A 25,843-nucleotide genomic window follows, 5' to 3' on the forward strand; every position below is an offset into this window, starting at 1 on the left:
CAGGTATGCTTGCAGCGAATCAAAACAATAAGCTAGGTGCGCTATGTTTCAACCCTTGTCGGTGTTTATTGGCTTGCGATACTTACGCGGCCGCTCAGCCGACCGTTTTGGACGCTTCGTCTCCTCGATGTCGACGGCAGGCATTGCCATTGGCGTGATGGCGTTGATCACCGTCTCGTCGGTGATGAATGGCTTTGAAGCTCAGCTGAAAGGCCGAATTCTCGGCGTGTTGCCTCACGCGATTATTGCCAACGGGCAAGCAAACCCAGATCAAACCGCGATTGAGCGTTGGCCTCACGTGATTGATACGGCACCGATACAAACCACGGATGCCGTGATTCAAAGCCGCAAAGGCTTAAGCGCCGGCTTGTTAGAGGGCATCGACCCCAGTGCGCATGAGCCCTTGGCTTCCCACCTATTGCAAGGTGAACTGTCGGCACTGGCAGCCGGGCGCTATCAAGTGATCATTGGGCGTAGCATGGCCGCTGAGTTACAACTGCGCGTCGGGGATGCTGTCCGCGTGATGGTAACCAGTGCCAGTCGTTTTACACCGATAGGTCGGATCCCCGCACAGCGCTTATTTACGGTGGCGGGTATCTTTCACACAGGGACGGATGTCGACGGGCAATTAATGCTGGCTAACATCGACGATGTGGCGAGACTCAGTGGGGTGTCACCGTCTCAAGCCAACGATTTACGCCTGTTTTTAGATGATCCATTTGCCATTACCCAATTAAAGGCAAACGCTGATCCCGATACATGGACGGATTGGCGTGTTTGGCGCGGCGAGCTGTTTCAAGCGGTAAAAATGGAAAAGAACATGATGAGCTTGATGCTCAGCCTGATTGTGATTGTCGCCGCGTTTAACATTATTTCCGCGCTGATCATGGTGGTCATGGAGAAACAATCTGAGGTTGCAATTTTAAAAACTCTTGGGATGCAAGATAAAGACATTGTTGCTGTCTTTATTGCCCAAGGCAGTTTGAGTGGTGTGCTGGGCGCTGCAGTAGGTGGCGTGCTCGGTGTGCTCCTATCGGCATACATCAATGAAATCATGTCTATTTTTGGTGTGAGTCTGCTGGGTAACGGCCTAGCGTTACCTGTGGTTATTAATCCTTTTCATGTGGCGATGGTATTAGGCTTAGCGGTCGTGCTAAGTGTGCTAGCCACGCTATTTCCTGCGTTTAAAGCGGCATCTGTTCACCCYGCTGAGGCACTGCGTTATGAGTAAATCTTTGTTGTCCTGTCACCGCGTCAGTAAAACGTATCAAGAGGGCGGACAGCCGACCTGCGTGTTAAACGATGTTTCCTTGACCATTGCCCCGGGAGAGCTGGTGGCGATAGTGGGCTCCTCTGGCTCGGGGAAAAGTACATTATTACACACCTTAGGGACACTCGATTTGCCCTCGGAAGGTGATGTGTGGATTGAGGGTGAGGCGGTCAATGCGATGACGGCCAAGCAGCAAGCAAAGCTGCGCAATCAAACGCTTGGGTTTGTTTATCAATTCCACCATTTGCTCGCCGATTTCACCGCGCTGGAAAATGTGATGATGCCGCTTTTGATCAACAAAATGAGCCACAGCGCCGCGTCTGAACGTGCGACGGCCATGCTCAACGCGGTAGGGGTCGGACACCGGCTCAGCCATCGCCCGGCAGAGCTATCAGGTGGCGAACGGCAGCGTGTGGCCATTGCACGTGCATTAGTCAATGAACCCAAGTTGGTACTGGCCGATGAGCCAACCGGCAACTTGGATCATACCACTGCGCTCGAAATCTACGATTTGATGCGCCAGTTAAATGCCCAACATGGCACGGCCTTTTTAGTGGTAACCCATGACGGTGAGCTGGCAGCAAAATTGGATCGTCAACTGACCATGCAAGACGGCCAGTTGCTGGGGCAGGAGGGAGCATGAAGCCTTTATCGTTGGCCATCGGTCGTCGTTTTAGTCGCGCCAGACAACGCAATCGCTTGGTCTCTTTTATTTCCTTATCGTCAGTGATCGGGATTGCGGTGGGGGTGATGGTGATCATTGTGGGTCTGTCTGCGATGAACGGCTTTGAGCGTGAACTGAATCAACGTGTGCTGTCTGTGGTACCGCATGCACAAGTGTTTGGTGTCAATGGCCCTATCGATAACTGGCAACAGGTCAAACGTCAGACTGAGCAGCATCCCAATGTCGAGGCTGCGGCTCCCTATGTTGAGATGACGGTGTTGATGGAGCATGGCTCTGCACTGCAACCTGCGCAAATTCGCGCTGTCGATCCGGATGATGAGCAAACCGTGAGTCGCATTGGTGATTATATTGAAGGTGGCTGGGAGAGCTTGCCAGCTGGGCAGTCGCAGATTGTGTTGGGACAAGGCGTGGCGGCGAAGTTGGGCGTCAGTCAAGGCGATTGGTTAACGGTCATGGTTCCCGCGACGGATAGCCAACTTGCATTGCGCGCCCCGAAGCGAGTGAGAATGCAAGTGGCTGGACTGTTGCGTCTCGGTGGACAAATCGACCATTCATTGGCCCTGATGCGACTTCAGGACGCGCAAACTATTATGCAAATAGGACAGTCAGTGACCGGTGTGTCTCTAAAGGTGTCTCCGGTGTTGCAGGCCCGTCAGATTGTGCATGAAGTCGGCCAAACGCTAACCACCTATGTGTATCTGAAAGACTGGACGAGTGAGTTCGGTTATTTATATCGGGATATTCAGTTGGTGCGAACCATCATGTATTTGGTGATGGTGTTAGTGATCGGCGTGGCCTGTTTTAATGTGGTTTCAACCTTGATGATGTCGGTAAAAGACCGAGCTGCTGACATTGCTATTTTGCGCACCATGGGGGCGGACGATCGACTGATCCGCCGCATCTTTATTTGGTATGGGCTCTTTTCTGGTGCCTTAGGCAGTGTGTTGGGCAGTCTATTGGGGGTCACCCTCGCCACTCACCTCACGGCGATATTGTCTCAGGTCGAACAGTGGCTCGGGCATCGCTTTTTATCGGGGGATGTGTACTTTATTAATTTCTTACCCAGTGAGCTGCATGCCGCCGATGTCATACTGGTGAGTACCACGGCCATACTGCTTAGTTTGCTTGCCGCTTGGTATCCAGCCCGAAGAGCCTGTCAGCTCGAGCCAGCCGCGGTGTTGAGTGCCAAATAGTGGCCATATCGCTTGGTATGCTTTGGTCACTGATACGCTTTATTTTATAAAAACCAAGAGCCCGACAATGGGCTCTTTTTGATCTGCCTCGTTGAACCCTGCAGGGAATATCATGTGTATACGCGGCGCTGACGCCTGAATCGCACTTCTGCCTGACGGCGTTTGGACGCGTTTGATGCCTCACGTAGATTAAATCAGGACGATTTAAGAGGGCTTGTTTGGGTTAGGCAACACTTCTTTAATTTTCTTAGGCAAGCGTAACTTACGTTTTTCCCAGCTTCTGACCACAGAATAGCGCCAGATGCCACGTACGGTGAAATAGCCGATGACAGCCATCACCAGTCCGCTGGTGGCGCAGCCTAATAAAAACGGTGGGCCGATGTGGCTCATTTGCTCCGCCAAGTAATGCCACGATAGTTCAAAGTGGAACGGGTATGGTGGACTGTTCATCATCCAGGTGCCGAGCTTATAAGCAAGATAAAAAAGCACCGGCATGGTGATGGGGTTGCTTACCCATACTAACGCGACGGCAAGCGGCAGGTTGACCCCAAACAGAATCGCTAGGCCGGCAGCCATGATCATTTGGCTTGGTAGGGGGACAAATGCCATAAACAGGCCGACGGCAAAGGCACCGGAAGCCGACCGGCGGTTAAGGCACCATAAGTTGGGATCATGCAACAGGCTACCAAACACCCTGAGTGCCTTATTGTCGCGCAATGTTTCACGCTTGGGCATATAGCGTTGGAAAAACTTCTTAGGCATACCTGTTTACATTACCTGGAAATTACGCAATGACGCTGACCTTTACATTGACTGCCGCACTGGCCGTGCTGTCGCTACCTTGGTGGCCAATATTACCGCCAATTTGGGTCTGCATCATGACAGTGATCATCTTCTTTGTTGGGTGGAAAAGACGTTGGTGGTGGCTTGCTGGAAGCGCGTTAGGACTCACTTGGACTGTATTGTCCGCAAACTTGTATCAAGCCGACGTGATCCACGTCATTTCACACCAAGAGGATACTACAATCAGTGGGACAGTGGGCACCCTTTTCAGCGCAAAAAAGGGGGCGCAAGCGATTATTTTTGACGCCGATAAAATTAATCACACAAGATTGCCGCCTTTTCGCTCAGCCCGAGTGCGTGTTTATTGGCAATCTCCCCCGTATCCCAAGCAAGGCGAGCGCTGGCAATTGGTGGTAACGTTTAAGCCGCCTTATGGGCGATTAAACGAGGCAGGTTTTGATGCTGAAAAATATTATGTTGCACGGCGAGTACATGCCAAAGCTCGGCTAAAAGAAGCAACGCAATTGACTGAGCAAGTGAGTTGGCGTCAACAACTACTCGATACGCTTAGTCCCGCTTTATCAACACTGTCCTATGGGCCGCATTTATTGGCATTGAGCCTTGGCGAGCGAGGGTGGTTAACCCCAGCGCACTGGGACACGCTGACGCACAGTGGTTTGGCGCATTTGATGGCTATTTCAGGGTTGCATATTGGTTTGGCCTACGGAATAGGGTGGCAAATCGGCCGTTGGGCGCGCGTCTTTCTCCCAGAACGACGCCTGTTTTTATGGTTGCCTTTGTACGTTGCAGTTGGGGTGGCGTCGCTCTATGCGGCATTAGCCGGGTTTGCACTGCCCACTCAACGCGCGCTCATTGCCTTGATGCTGGTGTCGATCAGTAAACGCTTGGGAGCGCGGATTTCTCCGCTGAATCTGTTGCAGTTAACCTTATTATTGGTATTGCTCCGCGACCCTTTCGCCGGTTTCTCAATGAGTTTTTGGCTCTCATTTGCCGCCGTGGGGGCCTTATGCATGGCGCATTACACGCTTGCTCACACCACCGAGGGTCGAAAACAAACACGGTCTTGGCTTCGCCCTATCAAGCAGCTTATCGGTATACAGTTGATTCTATTGGTAGGAATGCTTCCTTTGCAGCTAGGGTTATTTGCAGGGATCAGCGCCGCTGCCACGCCCATTAACCTCGTGGCGGTGCCTTGGGTGGGTATGGTGACCGTACCGCTGGTCTTTGTCGGCCTGCTGAGTGAGAGTTTATCGCTTTCCCGTGTCGCAGATTGGGTGTGGGACGGGGCAAATGCCAGCCTTCAACCGGTGATGGTACTGGCCGATCAGGCGGCGGACACCTGGTTACCCGCCCCAGTCGCTTCGGCAGGCTGGGCAATATCGGCGATGGTGCTCGCTTGGGGACTCTACGGGTGGCATTGGCATCGTTTAAAGGCGGTGATGCTGGTCCTTGTCGCAGCCGTGGTAGCTTGGCGAGACCCTAAACCAGTCAACTGGCAAATTGATGTGTTGGACGTCGGGCATGGGTTGGCGGTATTGATCAGTAAGAATAACCGCGCGGTGCTCTATGACACTGGCAACCGCTGGCAGGTGGGTGGCATTGCTCAGGCGGTTATCGCGCCGATTCTGACACATCGGCAAATTAGACAGTTAGATGGCCTCATTCTCAGTCATGGCGACAGTGATCATGATGGTGGCGCGACGTTTATGTCTGATACCTATTCACCACAGTGGCGCCGCGCCAGTGAGCGGCGCGTTGGGTATCAAGCCTGTGTGGCCGGCGAGCGTTGGCGCTGGCAAGGACTCACCTTTTCGGTACTCTGGCCTCCGGCACAAAAGCGGCGTGCTGATAATGATGATTCCTGTGTGATCCGAGTGTCTGGCGATGGGCGTAGCGTGTTGCTCACTGGCGATATAGAAGCCAGTGGGGAGGCTGATTTGTTGGCGTCTCTGACCGACAAAAAGGCACTTGATAGTGACATCATTTTGGTGCCCCACCATGGTAGTGCGTCTTCGTCTTCCTCCGCGTTTATTCGCGCCGTTGATCCCGTTTGGGGAGTGGCGTCAACCGGGCTCCTTAATCCATGGCAGCTTCCGTCACCAGAGGTGAAATTGGCCTATCAAAACGCCGGTATCACCTGGCTTGATACGGCGGCGAATGGCCAAGTGCGTTGGCAGAGTGTCGGCTCTGGTTGGCAGTTAACACGTTGGCGGCAGGATCGCAGCGATTATTGGTATCGTCAGATGTTTAAACGTCGGCCAGTATATTTGGACGCGGACTTGTAAAAGAGTAGAATGCCCGTCTGTTTAACACATCTAAACGATTTTAATGAGCGAATATCAAGATAAAACGACCTGGCAGACGTTTAAGCAGCTGTGGCCCTACATTGCCAACTATAAAGTAGGGCTCATTGTTGCCATTATCGCCTTGGTGATTAATGCCGCCAGTGACACCCTGATGCTCTCAATGCTGAAGCCGTTGCTTGATCAAGGCTTTACCTATGATGATGTCAAAGGCGATTTCCTCAAATGGATGCCTGTCTATTTGGTCGCACTCATGGTGATACGTGGCTTGTCGAGCTTTGTGTCCGCTTATTGCTTATCTTGGGTGTCGGGTCATGTGGTGATGACCATGCGCCGCCGGATGTTCAATCACTTTATGAAAATGCCCGTCAGCTTTTTTGACCAAGAGTCGTCCGGGGCACTGCTTTCTCGGATTACGTATGACTCAGAACAAGTGGCGTCAGCGACCAGTAGCGCGTTGGTCAGTTTGGTGCGCGAAGGGGCATCCATCATTGGTTTGATGGCGTTGATGTTTTGGTCAAGCTGGCAGCTCTCCGCTATTCTTCTGGTGATTGCGCCGGTGGTCGCGATTTCTATCCGCATCGTCTCTAAGCGCTTCCGTCGCATTTCTTCCAATATGCAAGATGCAATGGGGTCGGTGACTAGCTCCGCCGAGCAAATGCTCAAAGGGCACAAAGTGGTGCTTAGTTACGGTGGACAAGACGTTGAAAAGACACGTTTTGAGAAAGTCAGTAACCGTATGCGTCAGCAGACCATGAAGCTGGTGTCCGCACAAGCGATTGCCAACCCAGTGATCCAGTTGATTGCATCAATGGCATTGGTGGTGGTGTTGATTTTGGCCAACACAGAGGCGATTCGCTCTGAGCTAACTGCAGGTACCTTTGCGGTGGTGTTTGGTGCCATGTTTGGTCTGATGCGCCCACTTAAATCCTTGACCAACGTGACCTCTCAGTTCCAACGCGGGATGGCGGCTTGCCACAGTTTATTTAATCTGATGGAGCTGGAGACCGAAAAAGACACCGGGACACACGCGGTGGAGCAAGTGAGTGGCGACATTAAGGTTGAGGATGTGGTTTTCACCTATCCCACTCGAGATGCGCCGGCCCTCAACCATGTGAGCTTTGAATTGCCAGCAGGGCAGACGCTAGCCTTGGTTGGGCGTTCAGGGTCAGGAAAAAGCACCATTGCTAACCTGTTAACCCGTTTTTATGAACTAGACAGTGGTGTGATTACGCTCGATGGCGTACCAATTGAGGACTATACCCTAGGTAATTTGCGTCAGCATGTCGCGGTGGTGTCGCAAAACGTTCATCTGTTTAATGACACGGTCGCGAATAACATCGCGTATGCCGCAGAAGACAAATATAGCCGTGAGCAAGTCGAGCACGCCGCGAAACTTGCTTATGCCGATGATTTTATCCGCGGACTCGACCATGGCTATGACACCATGATTGGTGAAAACGGCGTCAGCCTGTCTGGCGGACAACGCCAACGTTTAGCCATCGCACGTGCCTTGTTACGTAATGCGCCCGTCTTGATCCTGGATGAGGCAACGTCGGCACTGGATACAGAATCGGAGCGCGCTATTCAGGCGGCGCTGGATGAATTGCAAAAAAACCGTACCGTGTTGGTGATCGCCCATCGCCTGTCGACCATTGAAGATGCTGATCAAATTTTGGTTGTGGATGAAGGTGAGATTGTCGAACGAGGCAGTCATCAAGCGCTTCTTGAACGTGAGGGGGCCTATGCGCAGCTTCACCGTATTCAGTTTGGTGACTGAGCATGCTAGAGCAACTGTGGTTTGGTCATCAACGCCCGCTATGGTCGGTATTATTAAGACCGTTTAGTGCGTTGTTTGGCATGATAGCGCGCCATCGTCGGCGTCAGTATCTGCGCGGCAAAACGCAGCGCTATTCGGCGCCAGTGCCGGTTATCGTGGTGGGGAACATCATGATTGGCGGCAATGGCAAAACCCCGTTTGTGATTTGGTTGGTGGAACAACTAAAAGCGCATGGTTACCGTCCAGGGGTGGTGTCACGCGGGTATGGCGGTAAATCTGAGCACTATCCACTCTTACTCAGCCAAACCACGCCACCGCGCACGGCGGGGGATGAGCCGGTTTTGATAGCACGTCGCACCCAAGTTCCTGTTTGTGTCGATCCCAACCGCAGCGAGGCGGTTAAACGTATCCTGCAAGAAGGTGTCGATATCGTGATCACAGATGATGGTCTCCAGCACTACCAGCTTGAAAGAGACATAGAGATCGTGATCATTGATGGCCAGCGCCGGTTTGGTAACGGTCATTATCTGCCTTTGGGGCCGTTGCGCGAATCACTCGATAGGCTTGAGAGCGTCGATATGTTGGTCACTAACGGTGGGACACCACAAGGCCAAGAGTGGGGGATGCACCTGGTGCCTGGCTTGGCCGTTAATCTACGTACGGGACAACGCTGTCAAGCCTCAATGCTACCGCAAGTGGTGGCAGTCGCCGGGATTGGCCATCCACCACGCTTTTTTAATACCTTGCAGCAAATGGGCGTAACACCCGTTCACAGCCAAGGAATTAATGATCATCAAACCCTCAACGCCGACGAGCTGGACAGGTTGAGCAAGAAGGGGCAACATTTGCTGATGACAGAAAAAGATGCGGTAAAATACCAAGGGATCGCACAAGATAACTGGTGGTATTTACCGGTAGAGGCACGGCTGCCTGACGAGGTAGCTCAGGCCGTATTCACCAAGATAGAACATTTGCAAACAAACGCGAATAAAAAATAAAGGAACGCTATGGATCACCGCCTGCTTGAAATTGTGGCCTGCCCATCATGCCAGGGCAAACTCTATTATCAACGCGATAACAATGAGTTAGTTTGTAAGTTTGATCGTGTTGCCTATCCGATCATTGATGGTATTCCCGTGCTGCTTGAATCAGAAGCTCGCGATATGTCATTGGAAGAGGTCCAGGGATGAGCCCGTTTTATGTGGTGATCCCGGCGCGGTTTGGCTCGAGCCGCTTGCCGGGTAAACCGTTGGCTGATATTGCTGGCAAGCCGATGATCCAACACGTTTATGAGCGCGCCCAAGCGGCCGGTGCCAGTCAGGTGATTGTCGCAACGGACGATCAACGTATTGAAGCGGCGGTACGGGCGTTTGGCGGTGAGGTGTGTTTAACACGTGCCGACCATGAGTCTGGCACTGAGCGCTTAGCCGAAGTGGTTGAACGCTATGGCTTTGCTGAAGATGACATTATCGTTAATGTACAAGGCGATGAGCCGTTGATCCCCTCTGCGGTGATTGGTCAAGTGGCGGAGAACCTCAGTCAGAATGACCAGGCACCGATGGCCACCTTGGCAGTTGCAATTGATGACAAAGAGCAAGTATTTAATCCCAACGTGGTCAAGGTAGTGACGGATCATAAAGGGTTTGCCTTGTACTTCAGCCGCGCCACCATCCCTTGGGATCGCACCCATTTCGAGGCTGACTCTCCCGACATCCCACAAGCATTGTTGCGGCACATTGGTATTTATGGCTATCGTGCGGGATTTATTAGCCGTTACATTCACTGGACACCGAGCCCGTTGGAGAAGATTGAATCGTTAGAGCAGCTGCGCGTATTGTGGCATGGCGAGAAAATCCATGTGGCGGTTGCCACACAGACGCCCCCACATGGCGTCGATACCCAAGCAGACTTAGAGGCAGTGCGTGCTTATTTAGCCGCAGATAGCAACGCATAGGCGCGGTTTTACGTCTACTGCGAATGGTAATAACAAAGCCGCGAATCAATCGCGGCTTTTTTGGTGGGTGATGTGCTGTGGGACCTTAATTGGCCGGCTGAGCGATAAAATCACGGAGACGTTGCCACGCTTGTCCCAATCGCTCGTGCCAATAGCGTTCGAACTGCTCGAGGTATTGCGCACGTGGGCCGTATTTTATCCATGGTTGCTTAATTTGCTTTTGCGCCATGAAGTTAGTGGGAGCCGGGATGGGATCGAGTCCAGCGCTTTGAAACTCGTAGACGGCACGATCCATATGTGCCGCGGATGTCACGAGCACTAGGTTACTACTCCCAACCACCGATGCGGCTTGGTAGGCTTCCTCCCATGTATCCTTGGCGGTTTCAAGCAACAGGATACTGTTTTTATTGACACCCAACGCCATTGCGACGCGTGCCAACATACGCGCATGGCTGACTTCATAACCATGGTCATAGCCCGACAAAATTAGCTTGGAGGTGGGGTACATTCGGTGAATACGGATGCCTTCTGCGAGGCGCATTAACGCCGCACGAGAAAGCTCTGAGGTTGGGGGTATGGCGTCATCTACGACATGACTGTTGCCCAGTACCATTACAAAGTCTACCGGCTTTTCCGTGGGGAGAAACGCGGTGTATTGACGCTCAAGTGGACGAAGGAGCCCAGAGGCGACCGGTTGAAACGAAGTGAGAAAAATCCCAGCAAACGCAACGAAGATAACAAAAGATGCCAGCCTTTTACGCTGAGAGAACCAAAGCAGGCATAGCCCGAAAAGACCCAACAATAACAGCGCGGGCAAGGGCATTATCAAGGTTGAGATAAGTTTTTTTAATTCAAACATGCAATGTCGCCCGAAATATAGTCAAACGAGGCACAAATAATGCCATAAACCTTTATTAACGTAAGGCTTGTGACAGAATATGCCTTTCTACCACTCAATGATAACGAATGCCATTGTGACTGAGGATAAAAATTTCGACGACATTGCCCACAAATTTGTTAAAAACATTTATGGATCGGGCAAAGGCGAAATCCGCCAAGCGGTCGTTTGGCAGGACATCGAGCAGATCCAGCACTGTTTTCCGCCTGAGCAGACCCTGCATATTTTAGATGCCGGCGGTGGGGTTGCCCCTATGTCTCGGCACTTGGCGGCGCGCGGTCACAGGGTCACTTTATGTGATCTTTCTTCGCAAATGCTCGACTTAGCCCGTCAGGAGATTGAACAACAGGGCTTACTTGCGCAGTATCAGCTGGTTCATTCGTCGGTGCAGACGATTGGCGACCATTTGAGTGATCCGCCGGATGTGATTTTATTTCATGCGGTACTGGAGTGGACCGCGGAGCCGGAGCAGGTGTTGAAAGACTTGCTTAAGCAACTGCGCCCGGGGGGGATCGCATCGGTGATGTTCTATAACCAAACCGGGTTGCTCTTTAAGAACCTCGTGTGCGGTAACCTCACGCATGTTGAGGAAGGTATGCCGCATCGTAAGCGGTTTAAGCTTCAGCCACCTAAAGGCTTGCAACCAGAGAGCGTGTATCGATGGATGCAAGACAGTGACATTATCCTCAAAGGTAAAACAGGCGTACGCACCTTTCACGATTATATGCGTGATACCAATATTGGTGATTTTACCTTTGAGCAGGTCATGGCGTTGGAGCAACAGCTTTGCCGCCAAGAGCCATTTGTGTCTCTGGGGCGATATATCCATGTATGGGGACAGCACAGTGCCCCAAGCAATCAAGATAAAAACAAGGACAACGGATGAGTGATCAGGCTCAGTCTTCCCAGTCGTGGACAGACGACGCTCAGACAGTACCTGAGTTGGTCAGTTGGGTAAAACAAAGTGACTTAGGGTTAAACCTGCCGCCAGAGCGCTTGGCATTCTTGCTGGCAATGGCGGTGATGAGTCAAGAGCGGTTGGAGGACGAACTGAGCGAGCATGAGCTCGTGGATGTCTTTCGACTGGTCAGTGAGCAGTTTGTTAGCGGTGAAGGTGCCACGCTTGGCAATGTCGCTTTTCGCGCCAACAATGCGATCAACGAAATGGTGCAAGCACGGTTGCTAAGCCGGTTTACCAGTGAARTGACCGATGGTGATAGCATTTACCGCCTCACGCCATTGGCGCTAGGTATTGCGGACTATTACGCCCGTCATCGTGAATACTCAACGCTAAAGCTGTCGGTACAACTGTCTATGGTGGCTGACGAAATCGCTAAGGCGCGCCGTGCGGCGGAAGAAGATGGGGATGCGACCTTTTGGCGTCATAACGTCTATGGTGTGTTGAAGTACTCGGTCGCTGAGATTTTTGACCGYATCGATCTYAAYCAGCGSGTGATGGATGAGCAGCAACARCAGGTWAAAGAMGATATTGCTGCGCTCCTCACCCAGGACTGGCAAGCCGCAATCGCTAACTGTGAATACTTGCTCAACGAAACCTCGAGTACTTTGCAAGAGTTACAAGAAACGCTGCAGGCCGCGGGGGATGAGCTTCAGAGTCAGCTGCTTGAGATTCAAGAAGTGGTGCGGGGGCGTGATGATCTTGAGTTCGTCGATCGCATGGTATACAGCTTGCAAATGAAGCTGGATCGTATCGTGAACTGGGGACAGCAAGCGATCGACCTATGGATAGGTTACGACCGCCATGTGCATAAATTTATTCGCACCGCGATTGATATGGATAAAAACCGTGCATTCAGCCAGCGTTTGCGTCAGTCGGTATCGGACTACTTTGACGCGCCATGGTTTTTAACGTATGCCGATGCTGAGCGACTGCGTGATACGCGAGATGAAGCCTTGGTGTTACGTGACGATGAAGTCACCGGAGAGATGCCAGAAGAGGTGGCGTTCGAACAATTAAGTGTGGTTGACGATGGCCTTTCACAGAAAGTGTCACAGATGCTCAACCGCCATCGAGAAACCGGACAAGCGATCGACTTAGGTCGTGTCCTGAAAGATTACTTAGCCGAGCACCCACAAGCTCGCCATTTTGATCTCGCGCGCTTAGTGATTAACCAAGCGGTCCGCATGGGCTACTCCCAATCTGATCTTAACGCGATTCAGCCTGATTGGCAGGCGATTAACGACTTCGGAGCTAAGGTACAAGCGAATGTCATCGATAAATACTGAACAGCCAATGCCAGAAGGGCTGGCCAAAGCCATTGCTAACCCTTTGTTCCCGGCGTTGGACAGTGCACTGCGTGCTGGCCGCCATATTGCCAGCGACGATCTGGATAACCACGCCTTGCTGATGGAATTTGAGCAAGAGCTGAATATTTTTTACCAGCGTTATAACGCTGAATTGGTCCGCGCGCCAGAGGGCTTTTTCTATCTTCGTCCTCGCTCAACCAGTTTAATTAGGCGTAGCGTGCTATCTGAACTGGATATGCTGGTTGGCAAAGTCCTTTGTTTTCTGTACTTAAGCCCAGAGCGCTTGGCCCAAGAGGGGATCTTTACCACCCAAGAGCTTTTTGATGAGCTATTAGCGTTGGCTGACGAGAAGAAACTGATGAAGTTGGTCACGCATCGCGCAACAGGCTCAGATCTTGACCGTGAGAAGCTTTTCGACAAAGTGAAAACCTCGCTGCGACGTTTGCGTCGTCTCGGGATGATCTTACCCATCGGTGAGGGAAGTAAATTCCGTGTCAGTGAAGCAACGTTCCGCTTTGGTGCTGATGTACGAAGCGGTGACGATCCACAAGAAGCCCAATTGCGTCTGATTCGTGACGGGGAAGCCGTGGTGCATAGCCAAGCGCACATTCAATCAAGCTTGCTCGATGAGCACTCGGATGAAGACGCAGACAATGCCGATACAGAGACAACAGAGGAGCCGACAGTATGAGCCAGCGCGGTAAGTATCACTCACTCACCATGGTGAACTGGAACGGCTTTTTTGCACGAACCTTTGATATTGATTCCCTCGTCACCACCTTATCAGGCGGGAACGGCGCGGGTAAGTCGACCACCATGGCGGCGTTTATCACCTCGTTGATCCCTGACCAAACCCTGTTGCATTTCCGTAACACCACAGAGGCAGGCAGCTCAAGTGCTTCTCGTGATAAGGGGTTGCACGGTAAATTGCAGCCAGGTGCCTGCTATGCCGCCTTGGATGTCGTGAATTCACGCCAACAGCGGGTGCTGTTTGGTGTGCGTCTTCAACAAGTGGCAGGGCGTGATAAGAAGGTGGATATCAAGCCGTTCGTTTTACAAGGCTTGCCTTCTTCTGTGGCCCCAACCGATGTGTTGGTCGAGACCTTAAATAACGGTCAAGCGCGTGTACGCCAGCTGAACGAAGTAAAAGAGGCGGCGAGCGCCTATGAAACCGCGCACTTTAAAGCCTTTAACTCGGTCACCGACTATCACGCGCAAATGTTTGAATTTGGCGTGCTACCGAAAAAGCTGCGCACCCAGCAAGATAGAGGCAAGTTTTATCGATTAATTGAAGCGTCACTCTACGGCGGCATTTCTAGCGCAATCACCAAGTCGTTGCGCGAGTATTTGTTGCCACAAAATGGTGGTGTGAAAAAAGCCTTCCAAGATATGGAAGTGGCGCTGAAAGAAAACCGTATGACGCTTGAGGCAATTAAGCTGACGCAGCGCGATCGTGACTTGTTTAAGCATTTGATCACGGAAGCGACCCATTATGTGGCCTCGGACTACATGCGTCATGCCAATGAGCGCCGAAGCAAGCTGGAACAAGCGCTGTCGTTGCGGGCGGAGCTGAACGCCGCACAACAGACATTGCAGCAAAAGCAGCAGCATGCGGAAACCATGCGCGCAGAATTAGCCGAGCTGGAAGCCGGGCAAGATCATCTCGAGCAAGATCACCAAGCGGCGGCCGATCATCTGCAGTTGGTGCAATCGGCGATGCGTCAACAAGAAAAAATTGAGCGTTATGAGGAAGATTTGCTCGAGTTGTCGGAGCGACTCGAAGAGCAAATCATGGTGGTGGAAGAGGCCACAGAGCAGCTTGCTGACGCCGAATTGCGCGCGGCGCAGAGTGAAGAGGAAGTGGATAGTCTGAAGACTCAGCTTGCCGACTACCAACAAGCGCTCAATACGCAACAAACGCGCTCCCTGCAGTACCAACAAGCCCTTAATGCCTTGGAGACGGCCCGTCGCCTCACTGACGATGAGACCCTCAGTGCAGACGAGGCCACGACACGCTTACACGCGTTGAAAACGCAAGAGTCAGAACAAACGGATCGGGTTTTGTCCCTCAAACACAAACGCGATCTTGCTTCGGCCACGGCCAATCAGTTTGAACAGGGCTTACGTCTTTTGCACCGTCTTGATCCATCCGTGCACCGTGCTGAGGCTGGCAAGGCCGCCAAGCGTTGGGTTGAACAGGGTAGAGAGCGTCGTTATCTGGCCGATAGCCTGACGCAGCGCCAGTATGAACAGCGCGAATTAAGCCAACGGGCTGAGCAGTATCAGCACGCGAGCCAGTTAGTGTCGGAGTATCAGACGTTAACGGGCGAAACGCTGGCTAACAGTGAAGCGGTCGAGCAAGCCGTGGCGCTGCAGCAAGCGCGACGTGAGGCGCTGCAAGAGGAAAAAGACACCCAAGCCGAGCAACTGCGTGAGCTCGCGCGGACACAGGACGCGGTGGACGCACAAATCCAAGATCTTGAGCTCAAAGCACCGACTTGGTTTGCGGCCAATGACGCCTTGACCAAACTGGAAAGCCAAACTGAAAAAAACTTGGTGGACAGTCAAGCGGTCATGGAGGCGATGCATGCGACGCATGAGGCGGTACGCACGCGCACGCAGCACCAAGATCAGCTGGGCAAACAAAAAGCAGACATTGAACAAGCGATTGAGCAATTGGCGCAGACTGGTGGCAGCGACGATGCACAATTGCAAGGTCTCGCCGATACCCTTGGTGGCACCTTACTCTCTGAAATTTATGATGATATCACTCTAGATGACGCCCCTTACTTCAGCGCACTCTATGGCCCGGCGCGGCATGCCATCGTCGTGCCCGATCTCAAAGGCGTAAAGGATAAGCTCACGGATTTGGACGCTTGCCCTGATGACTTATACATCATTGAGGGGGATGCCGACGCGTTTGATGATAGCGTGTTTGATGCACAAGAGCTGTCGGGTGCCGTGTGTGTACATCTAAACGATCGGCAAATGCGTTATTCTCGCTTCCCAGCCACGCCACTGTTTGGTCGTGCTGCGCGTGAGCACCGCCTTGAGCAGCTACGTGAACAACGGGAGGCCTTGGTTGAAGAGCACGCCAAAGCGTCCTTTGATGTACAAAAGTGGCAACGCTTGTCACACGCATTTAGCCAATTTATTGCCGAGCATCTCACGGTGGCGTTTGAGCCCGATCCTGAGCAGGCGATCGCCGCTTGCCGCGAAAAACGCGCACAGACTCAGCGGGCGATAACCGATGCCAAGCAAGTGTTGGCACAACACGAGGCGGAGGTGGCGCGTTGTCAGCAAGCGCTACAAATCCTCGATAAGCTTCGCTACTGTGCCGAGGCGCTCACAGAGGATAATCTTGAGGCACGCTTGCAAGCGGCTATGGCGCGCGTAGAGACGGCGAAAGAGGCACAAGGCTTTATCCAGCAACATGGAGAAACCTTAGCGGCATTGGAAACCAGCCTGGCAACACTCGACAGTGATCCTGAGCAATTTGATAAGCTGGAGCAAGCCTACCAAGAGGCGGATAACACCTTGCAGGCGACTAAGCAGCAAGTGTTTGCTGTTGCCGATTTAGCGGAGCGTCGTCCGCATTTTGCCTATCAAGATGCGTCAGACATGCTGACGCAAAGCAGTGAGCTTAATGAACAGCTTAAAGCCAAACTGAAAGATGCCGAGCAGGTGCGCCAACGTGAACGCGAATCGCTCAAGCAAATTCAGTCGCAGACGAGTCAATATCACCAGGTGCTTGCCTCACTCAAAAGTGCCCATCAGTCTAAGCAAGAGACGCTGAACGAGTTTAAGCGAGAGCTCGGTGAGTTAGGTGTGCAAGCGGACGAAGACGCTTTAATGCGCGCACAAAGCCGCCGTGATGCCTTGTACGAGCAAATGCATCAGGCCCGGCAGCGTCACAGTGAACTCTCGCGTGGGATTACGTCACTGGACATGGAAACCAAGTCGCTCACCAAGGAATTGCGTAAACTGCTCAAGCAGTACCAAGCGCTTCGTCAGTTTGTGGTCAACGCCAAAGCGGGTTGGTGCAGTGTCCTGCGTATTGCGCGCGACAACGGGGTGGAAAAACAACTGCATCGTCGAGAAATGGCATACATGTCAGCTGACGAGCTTCGCTCTTTGTCGGATAAATCCTTGGGGGCATTGCGCCTTGCGGTCGCTGACAATGAAACCTTGCGTGATGCCTTGCGTGCGTCGGAGGATGTCGGACGGCCTGAGCGTAAAGTCTTATTCTATGTGGCTGTGTATCAGCATTTGCGCGAGCGTATCCGTCACGACATTATTCGCACCGATGATCCGGTCGAAGCGATTGAGGAAATGGAAGTCGAGCTGGCAAGGCTCACTGAAGAGCTCACGCAGCGTGAACAACGTCTGGCGATCAGCTCCGAGTCAGTAGCCAACATTATTCGCAAGACCATTCAGCGCGAGCAAAACCGGATCCGTATGCTCAACCAAGGGCTACAGAGCGTGGGCTTTGGTCAAGTGCAAGGTGTGCGCCTCAATGTGTCTATCCGTGAAACCCATGCACAGTTGCTGATGGGCTTGGCTGAACATGCTGACCAGCACCAAGATTTATTCGGCAATCCAAATCTCACGTTTTCAGAAGCGATGGCCAAGTTGTTCCAACGTTTGAACCCGCATATTGAAATGGGACAACGTGCCCCGCAGACACTGGGCGAAGAGCTATTGGACTACCGTAACTATCTGGACTTGGGCATTGAAGTCAACCGTGGAACGGATGGTTGGCTGAAAGCGGAATCCGGCGCGTTGTCGACCGGTGAAGCGATTGGTACCGGCCAAGCAATCTTGCTGATGGTGATCCAAAGCTGGGAAGAGGAGTCACGCCGACTGCGTGGCAAAGATGTGATCCCATGTCGCTTACTTTTCCTTGATGAGGCGGCCCGTCTGGATGCCAAATCGATCTCGACCTTGTTTGAGTTGTGTCATCGTTTAGATATGCAGCTGTTGATTGCGGCACCAGAAAACATCAGCCCAGAGCAAGGCACGACGTATAAACTGGTCCGTAAAATCTTCAATGACCGCGAGCACGTTCATGTTGTGGGCTTGCGCGGGTTTGGTGAAGAGAAGCGTCGGGAGCTAGAGCGTGAGCCGGTGATGGAATAATCGTCAGACAAGGCGAAAACGAAGGGGTCGACCTTGAGGCCGACCCCTTTGGGTTTTAGTCGGTTTTAAAGTGACTGATCCGCGCTTCCAGGGTACGGGCATGTTCACGTAAGTGATTGACGGTTTGTTCAGTGTTGCGCGTACGCTCTGAAACATGGTCGGCCGATTGTGCCATCGTGTTGACATTTTGGCTGATTTCATCGGTCACCTGCGTTTGCTGGTTGGCTGCGGTGGCAATTTGCATGTTCATCTCGTTGATTTGCTCAATCATGGTTTTGATTTGCCCCAGCTTGTCGTTGTTTTCGTGACAATGCTCAACGCTTTGGGTCACCGCGTCATTGGCTTGGCTCATCCCATCGGCGGCACCGCGCGTCTCCTGTTGCAAGGCATCGACTTTGGCACGAATTTCCTCCGTAGAGGATTGGGTTCGTGTTGCCAAAGAACGCACTTCGTCAGCGACCACAGCAAACCCGCGTCCTTGTTCACCAGCACGGGCCGCCTCAATCGCCGCATTGAGGGCTAACAAATTGGTTTGCTCGGCAATTTCTTGAATCACATCCAACACCGACCCAATGGACTCACTCTCGTGTGATAGCTTCTCCATCGAGCGGGTGGCTTTGTCCATATGATCTTTGAGTGTTTGCATTTGGCTGACCAAGGCTTCGCCTTTTTGGCTGCCTTCATTGGCGGTTTGGGTAATCGTATCAGACGCTTCAGAGGCATTGCTCGCATGCTCTGATACTTCGCTGATGGAGGCGGCCATCTGTGTGGCAGCGGTAGCGACTTGGTTCGAGCTTTTGGCTTGCTCATCCACTTGCCCACGCACAGCCACTACGTCATCACTGATATCGTTGGCTGATGACAACAAGGTTTTTGACGCGTCGTGTGTTTTTTGAATCACGTCTCGGAAGCTTTGGAACATTTCATTGAGGCTGTCAGCCAACGTAGAGAGCTCATCTTTACTGGTATGGTGCAACGTGATCGTCAAATCTTTACTGTCTGCCACCTGTTTGATACTGGTGGCGAGTTTTAAGATAGGCGCGCCAATGCTTTTACCCAACCAATACGCTACTAGTGCGGCGAGACTGCCTAGCAGCACTGCCGTAAACGCGGTCACAACGCCGATGTCTGTGCGTAATTTGGTAATGGCTGTAAAGACTTCATCGGTGTCTTGCTGACTGATCACCGCCCATGTCACCCCGTAGACGTCAATGGGCGAATAAGAAGCCAGTACCTCAGTATTACGATAGCTCGTTTGCGTGACAAACCCTTGCTCTCCCCGTAGCGCTCTTTTTACCGCAGGGTTATCGAGGGGTTGGTTACCAGCGGCGGAGTTTTGATAATCAATACGGTGAATGGTATCGGCATTGAGCCCTTGGCTTTCTAGTGCACTGAGGTAGGCGTCTTTATCGTCACTCAACAGACGTGGCTGCGTGCGTAATAGGTTATCGGGACCAACTAATAATATTTCACCGCTGGTGCCCATCCCTGACTCTGCCCATTGACCATTATTACTAATGAGCTCACTGATACGATCGATCGGCATTTGAAATATCAACGCCCCGATCTGCTGACCATTTTTATAAACTGGACTCGAGATAAATGAAGCTGGACTGTCGTAGGAGGGATAGTAAGGGCGAAAGTCTATAAAGCCCAGCTCACCCTGAGGCGCTTTGCGCACTGCTTTATAGGCATCAGCCAAGCCACTGGTTGAATACGGGCCGGTTAATAGGTTGGTCGCGTAATCCAGCTCTTTGTAAACGCTGTAGACAATATTGCCCTGATTATCGACCAGGAAAATGTCGTAGTAGCCGAAGGTTTTTAAGTAATGCTGAAAGTTGGGATGAAAGACGCTGTGGATCTCACTGTAGACACTGCCGTCGTTGGCTTTTGCCATGGCATCTTTACTTCCTAATGGATGGGGGTTGTCGCTGATATACGCGTGTTGCAACCGTTTCGCGACATCAGGTAACTGATTATACCTACCCATTACGTCGGTACGTTTATCGTTTATCTCTTGGTAGGTCGCGGCAAACTGATTGCGATAATAACTGGCCAGTTGGCTCTCTTGGCTAGGGGAGTTGGCAGTGTCTGCGGCGATGGTTTTAAACGCTTGTGCCAATTGTGCCAGTGCATCTTCTGTCATGGTGGAGTCTGACAGCGTATTAATTTGATCACCAATGAACTTGAAGTAATTACTTATTTCCGACTTTTTCGACGCTTTCACCGCCGTTAGTTGCGATTTTACTTTCTTATCAAGTGCTTGTGATGATAAGCCGATGGTTCTAAACGCTAAGATAGCCGCAATAGTTAAAACACAGGTTAATGATGCCGCAACGATTGCGAGCGTGATCTTATTGCTGATTCTCATCGTGACACTCCTTCCTACCTCACGTTTTTGAATCTAGTCATGGCAGGTAAAAAGTGCGTAGAAAAAGACGTAAAATTTGAACAAATAGTGTACGCGTGTCTAGCTAACCAGTCGTAATGGGCGCTTTCTAGACAAAAGAGAAAAGCAGGGAGGTCTGATGACCTCCCTGATTGGGGTGAGTATTTACTCGGTTTTAAAATGGCCGATAGTGTCAGCGAGGCGCGATGATCGCTGGCTTAAGCCTATGACGGTTTCTGCAGTGTCATGCGTACGCTGTGAAACGGTCTCAGCTGATTGCGCAATGTCTGTGATGCTTTCGCTGATTTCTGTTGTCACCTGCGTTTGCTGCTGTGTGGCATTGGCGATGTGTGAGGTCATCTGATTAATTTCGGTAACCATGTTGGCAATATCAACCAGTGCAGCGTTATTTTGTTGGCAATAATCCACACAGGCCTCGACAGTTTGGCTGGTAGTATCCATATCTGCCACCGCTGACTGCGTTTCTTGGCGCAATGCGGCAATTTTGTCGCGAATACTCTCCGTAGAGTCCTGGGTACGAGAAGCCAGGGTACGCACTTCTTCGGCGACGACGCTGAACCCTCGGCCTTGCTCGCCCGCGCGCGCCGCTTCAATCGCCGCATTCAGTGCCAACAAGTTGGTTTGCTCGGCAATGGCTTGAATCACATCCAGTACGGTACCGATTTCTTCGCTCTGTTGTGATAAACGCCCCATGGTCGCCGTCGCAGCGTCCATGCTCGATGACAATGTGCGGATTTGCGCAACCAGATCGTCCCCGATTTGTGAGCCAGTGTTGACGGCTTGGGTGATGTCATCAGATGCGTTGGAGGCTTGGTCTGCATATTGGGCAACATCAGTGACGGAAGTGGCCATTTCTGTCGCTGCCGAGGCAACTTGATGGGTATGCTTGACTTGGTCGGCGACCCTATCGCGCATAGTGACCACGTCTTGATTAATGTCGTTAGAGGCTTGGCCGAGTAACCCAGAAGCTTGGTGCGCCTCTTGAATCACCTGTTGGAAACTGGCGAACATGTCATTGAGCGAGCGGCCGAGCAGTGCCATTTCATCTTTACCGCTATCAGGTAAGCGTTGGGTTAAATCTTTATTTTCTGCAATGGTTTTGATCCGTGTAGTGACCGCAATCATTGGTTTGGCAATATTGCCACCGAGAATATAGGCAATTACGATCGCCACGCCAACAAGTACCAACGAGGTAATAACCGTCGCTTTTAAAATAGTGTCTTGCATGGCAGCGACTTGTGATAGCGCCTCTTGCTGACTGATTTGATTGACCAGCGCCCAGCGCTTGCCGAAGACATCAATCGGTGAGTAAGCGGTATAGACGGTTTGGTTGCGATAACTCTGTTCTTTGCCAGTGCCCGTTTCGCCGGCCAGTGCTTGCGCAATGCTTTGGGATGCCATCGGCATTTGGCCCGCTGCGGTATCGGTGAACTCAATGCGGCGAATCAAGTCGGGTTTGACGCCATTGGTGCGCAACAAGTGTAAATACTCAGATTTGTCCTCTTGTAAAGCGCGCGCTTCGGTGCGGAGGACTTTATCAGGCCCCACCATAAACATTTCGCCGCTTTGTCCAAAGCCTGCGGATTGCCATTGGCCTTGACCGCTGATCACGCCACTTAAACGCTGAATCGGCAATTTAAAGATAAGTACACCCTGCGTTTCGCCGTTTTCGACGATAGGGGTGGCGATAAATGAGGCCGGTTCATCGTAGCTGGGAAAGTAAGGGCGATAATCCACAAAACTGATGGTGCCGGCTTTTGCATCAATCGCCTCTAAGAAGGCGTCACCCATGCCGCTGGTAGCGTAGGGGCCAGCAAATAAGCTGGTTCCAAAGTCAATCTCTTTGGCCACTGAATAGACGATACGGCCATTGGCATCGGCTAACACGATGTCTTGGTAGCCAAACGTTTCGGCAAAGCGATGGTAGTTGGGGTGATATTGAGTGTGCACCTTGTCATACGTGGAGCCATCATTGGTGGTCACCAACTTGTCTTTCTCGCCCAAAGGATGGGGGCTGCCGCTGATATAAAATTGCTGCAGTGTCCGCGTGGCAGGGGCAAGCGCTGCGAGGTTGGAGCGTGCATTGGCGTTGGTATCATTGCGCGCTTTGTAAACATCGCCGAAGGTGTCGGTGTAGTAGTCTTGCAGCGCGCGCCGGGCCGCTCTATCGGTGCGGACTTCCCGACTGTAGCGTCGATAAGCTTGGCTAAAAGACGTCACCGCGTTTTCGGTCATGGTGGAGTCGGCCATTGAGGTTAATTGCTGGCCGATAAATGAAAAATAACTGGTTAATTCAGAGTGCTTGGCTTCGCGTACGGCTTTAAGCTGGCTAATCGCCTGCTCTCGCAYTTCATCGCCAAACAGTGTGGTGGTTCGGTTTGCCAACACCGCGGCGGTGGCGACAATACAAATAACACAGGCGGAGATGATCGCCGCAGAAACCTTGGTGCGAACTTTCATACTACTAAACTCCTGAAACGTCGTTATGACGGCATCAAATCAAGGCACCTTACTGGCGTAAAGTGGAGGTGGGGGCTTATTCGATAGGGAAATAACATGCTCAAACCGTTAGGTCGCACTCTAGCATTGCCACACTGTGGTATTGGCCAAATTTTTCACCGACATCATTTAGCTGTCCAACTTGTTGGAAGCCAAAGCGACGATGCAATGCCAATGACGCTGGGTTGGGTAGCGTGACGAGAGAATAGGCGCGGCGCAGGGCCTTATCGCGCATTCCGTCAAGCAAGGTTTGCATTAATGCCGAGCCAACCCCACGGCCACCGGCATCGGGGGCCGCATAAATGGTGATTTCTGAGGCGATGTGGAAAGCCTGCTTGGGATTGAAAGGCGTATTGTAAGCAAAGCCAAGGATTTGTTGGTCTTGCTCTGCCACCCAGGCTTGATAGCAGGAGGACGGATCAAACTGAGCGAACCATTGTTCACGTTCAGCTAATTGCCATGGGCACAAGTCAAACGTAATAGCAGTGTGTGTAATGTAATAATTATAAATCGTATTGATCGCGTCACAATCACGCAATTCCATGCGTCGAATAAGCATTTTCGCTTCCTTTTCGCTTTTTTTGCGCGACATAAGATAACGAAGTTCACCGCATTCGCCAAGTGTTGGTGATAAATTAAACACTTGTCGTGCATTTAACACCCAAACAGTGCTGTCCTTTGCGCGAAAACAAACGAACGCACTGTTAGGCTAACAAAATGCTCGATAAGGCATTGAGGGTGGCGGGAGATAGGATTAGCATGATAGCTCCACTTCTCGGCATAAAGGATCCGTTTTGTCAGAGTTTAAAGCGACATCTATTTCTCCGGTCGGTCCGTTTTTCTCGCCCATGGTGCAAGGTTACTGGCGACTGGATGATTGGCAAATGACACCGCAGCAGCGTTTAAGCTTTCTTAAGGCGCATATCGATTTGGGGGTGACGACGGTCGACCATGCGGATATTTATGGTGACTACCGCTGTGAAACACTGTTTGGCCAAGCGCTGAAGCTTGATCCCAGCGTGAGGGACGATATCCAAGTGGTGTCGAAGTGCGATATCAAGTTGGTCAGTGAAGCGGCTCCAAACCGCAAAATCAACCATTACGATACCAGTTACCGGCATATTTTGGAGTCGGTAGATAACTCATTGTCTCGTTTGGGCGTGGAAAAACTGGATGTGTTACTGATCCACCGTCCTGACGCGTTGATGGATGCGGATGAAGTGGCTGAAGCATTCACCACGTTGCGTCATCATGGCAAGGTGGCTCACTTTGGCGTGTCTAACTTTACGCCTGCACAGTTCGACCTGCTTCAGTCTCGTTGGGACGAATCCTTGGTCACCAACCAAGTTGAAATCAACCCGCTACGGTTTGATGTGGTCCATGATGGGACCCTGGATCAGTTGCAACGGTTGCGTATTAAACCGATGGCGTGGTCTTGTCTTGCAGGCGGTGAGATGTTTAACGGCGAGTCTGAGCAGGCTGTGCGGGTACGTGATACCTTGCATGCTATTGGCGAAGAGCTCGGTGGCGCGACGATCGATCAGGTGATTTATGCCTGGGTGATGCGTCATCCGTCTCAACCTTTGCCGATTATTGGCTCGGGGAATATTGAACGTGTCAAAGCCGCCAAAGCAGCTTACGACCTTGAACTCACGCGTGAGCAATGGTATCGGATATGGGTGGCGTCAAAAGGACACAATGTACCTTAAATAACAGCGTGTAACCGACTGACTCTCAATCCATAAGGCGGCTATTAGCCGTCTTTTTTTGTTGATTGTCTGGTGACGGAGTCGGGGCAATATGGCGCATTGATAAGGGATGAGTGGAAAGCGTTATACGATATACACGATAAATGGTGCGACTGGGTGTCGCGTGCAGAGCCAATGAATGACTGATGGCGACAAAAAGCGAACGTCCTTTGCTTTTAATACGCCACTTGATTTTACTGCGCCATAGTTGGCAGGTGGACCGGTGGAGACATCCTGTTTACCCGCCGGAGACCCTTATTTTTTTGCTTGGAATTGCGAATTGTGTGAGGTGAGGGCAGACACTTCTAACATCGGTGCTGCATCAATATCATCGGCGTTCATCATCGAAGAGATACGTTGTACCGATGACAGCAATAACGATTGCTCCCACTCATCTAAACTTTGGAAGCGTGAAATAAAGTTTTCTTGTAGGGGTTTGGGGGCTTGTTCTAACGCCGCTTCCCCTTGCTCGGTCAAGTGGGCATGCACTTTACGTTTATCAAGCTCGCTGCGAACACGCAAAATTAATCCGCGCTTTTCAAGACGATCAAGAATGGTCGTTGCCGTTGCCTGACTCATGTTGGTATGGGTCGAGAGCTTACGAATGGTCACTTGGCCCAGCTCTTTAATCGCACGCATTAGGACAAGTTGGGGGCCAGTGATCCCGGATACTTTGTTAAGTYTTCGTGAATGCAGGTCTATTGCGCGGATGATTTGCCGCAGCGCAACCAGTACTTCTTCGTGTTTTTCCATTTGCTCACCTCCACCAGAAAAAATCGCCAACGAAACTTACAATACCCGCGGTTGGAGTGCAAAGGCATCGAGAGAAAAATCGACTTTTTATGGTTTTTTTCACTATCAAATAATCAATGTGCTTTCAGTCTATTATAAC

The 25,843-nt window shown here is 51.7% G+C and carries 19 protein-coding genes; 13 read left to right on the forward strand and 6 right to left on the reverse strand.

Annotated elements, in window-relative coordinates; all coding sequences use genetic code 11:
* Window positions 1-43 precede the first annotated feature (43 nt).
* The 3 genes from BZG73_RS10850 to lolE are packed head-to-tail and all read left to right on the forward strand — an operon-like array spanning window position 44 to window position 3,148.
* Window positions 44-1,231 carry a lipoprotein-releasing ABC transporter permease subunit gene (locus tag BZG73_RS10850; RefSeq protein WP_077668297.1) on the forward strand — a complete coding sequence of 396 codons (1,188 nt, stop codon included), beginning with the start codon at window positions 44-46 and terminating at the stop codon, window positions 1,229-1,231.
* Window positions 1,224-1,913, forward strand: coding sequence for a lipoprotein-releasing ABC transporter ATP-binding protein LolD (gene lolD, locus BZG73_RS10855; protein WP_046073138.1), 690 nt, complete (start codon window positions 1,224-1,226; stop codon window positions 1,911-1,913). Before BZG73_RS10850 ends, lolD begins: the two co-directional genes overlap by 8 nt.
* Window positions 1,910-3,148, forward strand: coding sequence for a lipoprotein-releasing ABC transporter permease subunit LolE (gene lolE, locus BZG73_RS10860; protein ID WP_046073139.1), 1,239 nt, complete (start codon window positions 1,910-1,912; stop codon window positions 3,146-3,148). The genes lolD and lolE overlap by 4 nt, the downstream gene beginning before the upstream one ends.
* Window positions 3,149-3,352: 204 nt before the next feature.
* Here lolE and BZG73_RS10865 read toward each other — a convergent pair whose 3' ends face one another.
* Window positions 3,353-3,910: a DUF2062 domain-containing protein gene (locus tag BZG73_RS10865; protein ID WP_046073140.1), complete on the reverse strand. Its 558-nt coding sequence runs from the start codon at window positions 3,908-3,910 to the stop codon at window positions 3,353-3,355.
* 116 nt (window positions 3,911-4,026) lie between these two features.
* Here BZG73_RS10865 and BZG73_RS10870 point away from each other — a divergent pair, with 116 nt between their 5' ends.
* From BZG73_RS10870 to kdsB, 5 genes are read left to right on the forward strand one after another with little or no spacing between them, the layout of a single operon-like run.
* Window positions 4,027-6,237: a DNA internalization-related competence protein ComEC/Rec2 gene (locus BZG73_RS10870; RefSeq protein ID WP_158075299.1), complete on the forward strand. Its 2,211-nt coding sequence runs from the start codon at window positions 4,027-4,029 to the stop codon at window positions 6,235-6,237.
* A gap of 43 nt (window positions 6,238-6,280) precedes the next feature.
* Window positions 6,281-8,035, forward strand: coding sequence for a lipid A ABC transporter ATP-binding protein/permease MsbA (gene msbA / locus BZG73_RS10875; RefSeq protein WP_046073142.1), 1,755 nt, complete (start codon window positions 6,281-6,283; stop codon window positions 8,033-8,035).
* Window positions 8,036-8,037: 2 nt separating this feature from the next.
* Window positions 8,038-9,033, forward strand: coding sequence for a tetraacyldisaccharide 4'-kinase (lpxK, locus tag BZG73_RS10880; RefSeq protein WP_077668299.1), 996 nt, complete (start codon window positions 8,038-8,040; stop codon window positions 9,031-9,033).
* A 9-nt stretch (window positions 9,034-9,042) separates the two neighbouring features.
* Window positions 9,043-9,225: a Trm112 family protein gene (locus tag BZG73_RS10885; protein ID WP_046073143.1), complete on the forward strand. Its 183-nt coding sequence runs from the start codon at window positions 9,043-9,045 to the stop codon at window positions 9,223-9,225.
* A complete protein-coding gene (gene kdsB, locus BZG73_RS10890; RefSeq protein WP_077666196.1) occupies window positions 9,222-9,989 on the forward strand; it encodes a 3-deoxy-manno-octulosonate cytidylyltransferase in 768 nt (255 codons plus the stop codon). Before BZG73_RS10885 ends, kdsB begins: the two co-directional genes overlap by 4 nt.
* Window positions 9,990-10,074: 85 nt before the next feature.
* Here kdsB and elyC read toward each other — a convergent pair whose 3' ends face one another.
* A complete protein-coding gene (gene elyC, locus BZG73_RS10895; RefSeq protein WP_046073145.1) occupies window positions 10,075-10,848 on the reverse strand; it encodes an envelope biogenesis factor ElyC in 774 nt (257 codons plus the stop codon).
* A gap of 115 nt (window positions 10,849-10,963) precedes the next feature.
* Here elyC and cmoM point away from each other — a divergent pair, with 115 nt between their 5' ends.
* Genes cmoM through mukB form a run of 4 tightly spaced genes read left to right on the forward strand, consistent with a single transcriptional unit; the run spans window position 10,964 to window position 18,294 of the window.
* Window positions 10,964-11,773 carry a tRNA uridine 5-oxyacetic acid(34) methyltransferase CmoM gene (cmoM, locus tag BZG73_RS10900; protein ID WP_201247900.1) on the forward strand — a complete coding sequence of 270 codons (810 nt, stop codon included), beginning with the start codon at window positions 10,964-10,966 and terminating at the stop codon, window positions 11,771-11,773.
* Complete coding sequence (gene mukF / locus BZG73_RS10905; RefSeq protein ID WP_077668301.1) at window positions 11,770-13,134, forward strand: chromosome partition protein MukF; 1,365 nt, start codon at window positions 11,770-11,772, stop codon at window positions 13,132-13,134. Before cmoM ends, mukF begins: the two co-directional genes overlap by 4 nt.
* A complete protein-coding gene (gene mukE / locus BZG73_RS10910; RefSeq protein ID WP_046073147.1) occupies window positions 13,115-13,846 on the forward strand; it encodes a chromosome partition protein MukE in 732 nt (243 codons plus the stop codon). Before mukF ends, mukE begins: the two co-directional genes overlap by 20 nt.
* Window positions 13,843-18,294, forward strand: a complete 4,452-nt coding sequence (gene mukB, locus BZG73_RS10915; protein ID WP_077668302.1) for a chromosome partition protein MukB — start codon at window positions 13,843-13,845, stop codon at window positions 18,292-18,294. Before mukE ends, mukB begins: the two co-directional genes overlap by 4 nt.
* Before the next feature lie 55 nt (window positions 18,295-18,349).
* Here mukB and BZG73_RS10920 read toward each other — a convergent pair whose 3' ends face one another.
* The 3 genes from BZG73_RS10920 to BZG73_RS10930 all read right to left on the reverse strand — a co-directional run bounded on the left by BZG73_RS10920 (window position 18,350) and on the right by BZG73_RS10930 (window position 23,762).
* A complete protein-coding gene (locus BZG73_RS10920; RefSeq protein WP_077668303.1) occupies window positions 18,350-20,665 on the reverse strand; it encodes a methyl-accepting chemotaxis protein in 2,316 nt (771 codons plus the stop codon).
* A 183-nt stretch (window positions 20,666-20,848) separates the two neighbouring features.
* Complete coding sequence (locus tag BZG73_RS10925) at window positions 20,849-23,164, reverse strand: methyl-accepting chemotaxis protein (RefSeq protein ID WP_077668304.1); 2,316 nt, start codon at window positions 23,162-23,164, stop codon at window positions 20,849-20,851.
* Window positions 23,165-23,264: 100 nt separating this feature from the next.
* Entirely contained in the window at window positions 23,265-23,762 is a 498-nt protein-coding gene (locus BZG73_RS10930; protein WP_077666200.1) for a GNAT family N-acetyltransferase, read from the reverse strand.
* 289 nt (window positions 23,763-24,051) lie between these two features.
* Here BZG73_RS10930 and BZG73_RS10935 point away from each other — a divergent pair, with 289 nt between their 5' ends.
* Complete coding sequence (locus BZG73_RS10935) at window positions 24,052-24,912, forward strand: aldo/keto reductase (protein WP_077668307.1); 861 nt, start codon at window positions 24,052-24,054, stop codon at window positions 24,910-24,912.
* A 294-nt stretch (window positions 24,913-25,206) separates the two neighbouring features.
* Here the strand turns inward: BZG73_RS10935 and BZG73_RS10940 are convergent, their stop codons facing one another.
* The gene (locus tag BZG73_RS10940; protein WP_077668305.1) at window positions 25,207-25,704 is read right to left on the reverse strand and encodes a MarR family winged helix-turn-helix transcriptional regulator; all 498 of its coding nucleotides are present in this window, start codon (window positions 25,702-25,704) and stop codon (window positions 25,207-25,209) included.
* Window positions 25,705-25,843 lie beyond the last annotated feature (139 nt).

The sequence above is a fragment of the Salinivibrio siamensis genome (genome assembly GCF_001996005.1).
GTDB lineage: Bacteria > Pseudomonadota > Gammaproteobacteria > Enterobacterales > Vibrionaceae > Salinivibrio > Salinivibrio siamensis.

Bases quoted from the DNA above. Each gene is read 5' to 3' on its own strand.
- msbA (WP_046073142.1), top strand. From the start codon at position 6,281: ATGAGCGAATATCAAGATAAAACGACCTGGCAGACGTTTAAGCAGCTG.
- elyC (WP_046073145.1), bottom strand. From the start codon at position 10,848: ATGTTTGAATTAAAAAAACTTATCTCAACCTTGATAATGCCCTTGCCC.
- mukE (WP_046073147.1), top strand. From the start codon at position 13,115: ATGTCATCGATAAATACTGAACAGCCAATGCCAGAAGGGCTGGCCAAA.
- mukB (WP_077668302.1), top strand. From the start codon at position 13,843: ATGAGCCAGCGCGGTAAGTATCACTCACTCACCATGGTGAACTGGAAC.
- BZG73_RS10870 (WP_158075299.1), top strand. From the start codon at position 4,027: ATGACAGTGATCATCTTCTTTGTTGGGTGGAAAAGACGTTGGTGGTGG.
- BZG73_RS10865 (WP_046073140.1), bottom strand. From the start codon at position 3,910: ATGCCTAAGAAGTTTTTCCAACGCTATATGCCCAAGCGTGAAACATTG.
- BZG73_RS10885 (WP_046073143.1), top strand. From the start codon at position 9,043: ATGGATCACCGCCTGCTTGAAATTGTGGCCTGCCCATCATGCCAGGGC.
- BZG73_RS10930 (WP_077666200.1), bottom strand. From the start codon at position 23,762: ATGCTTATTCGACGCATGGAATTGCGTGATTGTGACGCGATCAATACG.
- kdsB (WP_077666196.1), top strand. From the start codon at position 9,222: ATGAGCCCGTTTTATGTGGTGATCCCGGCGCGGTTTGGCTCGAGCCGC.
- lolD (WP_046073138.1), top strand. From the start codon at position 1,224: ATGAGTAAATCTTTGTTGTCCTGTCACCGCGTCAGTAAAACGTATCAA.
- BZG73_RS10935 (WP_077668307.1), top strand. From the start codon at position 24,052: ATGGTGCAAGGTTACTGGCGACTGGATGATTGGCAAATGACACCGCAG.
- BZG73_RS10920 (WP_077668303.1), bottom strand. From the start codon at position 20,665: ATGAGAATCAGCAATAAGATCACGCTCGCAATCGTTGCGGCATCATTA.
- lolE (WP_046073139.1), top strand. From the start codon at position 1,910: ATGAAGCCTTTATCGTTGGCCATCGGTCGTCGTTTTAGTCGCGCCAGA.
- lpxK (WP_077668299.1), top strand. From the start codon at position 8,038: ATGCTAGAGCAACTGTGGTTTGGTCATCAACGCCCGCTATGGTCGGTA.